Below are 703 nucleotides of genomic sequence, written 5' to 3' on the forward strand. Positions count from 1 at the left end.
CCGACGCTCCCACGGCTTGTAGGCACACGGTTTCAGGTACTATTTCACTCCGCTCCCGCGGTACTTTTCACCATTCCCTCACGGTACTATCCGCTATCGGTCACCAGGGAATATTTAGGCTTAGCGGGTGGTCCCGCCAGATTCACACGGGATTTCTCGGGCCCCGTGCTACTTGGGAGTTCTTCAAACGAGCCGCACAGATTTCGTCTACGGGGGTCTTACCCTCTACGCCGGACCTTTCGCATGTCCTTCGACTATCCATACGGTTTCTGACTCGCCGACCGGCCGGCAGACCGATCAAGAAAAATCCCACGACCCCGTATCGGCAACCCCTGCCGGGTCTCACACCAATACGGTTTAGCCTCATCCGGTTTCGCTCGCCACTACTCCCGGAATCACGGTTGTTTTCTCTTCCTGCGGGTACTGAGATGTTTCACTTCCCCGCGTTCCCTCCACATACCCTATGTGTTCAGGTATGGGTGACAGCCCATGACGACTGCCGGGTTTCCCCATTCGGAAACCCCCGGATCAAAGCCTGGTTGACGGCTCCCCGGGGACTATCGTGGCCTCCCACGTCCTTCATCGGTTCCTGGTGCCAAGGCATCCACCGTGCGCCCTTAAAAACTTGGCCACAGATGCTCGCGTCCACTGTGCAGTTCTCAAACAACGACCAGACACCCACCTCACCAAGCATGGGACCGGC

1 rRNA gene is annotated in these 703 nt (G+C 57.8%); it reads right to left on the bottom strand.

Annotated elements, in window-relative coordinates:
- Positions 1–631: ribosomal RNA gene (locus ACFP3U_RS36985) — 23S ribosomal RNA — on the bottom strand; the annotation flags it as partial.
- Positions 632–703: the final 72 nt, after the last annotated feature.

Source organism: Kitasatospora misakiensis, assembly GCF_042656005.1.
In the GTDB taxonomy this organism is placed as follows: domain Bacteria; phylum Actinomycetota; class Actinomycetes; order Streptomycetales; family Streptomycetaceae; genus Kitasatospora; species Kitasatospora misakiensis.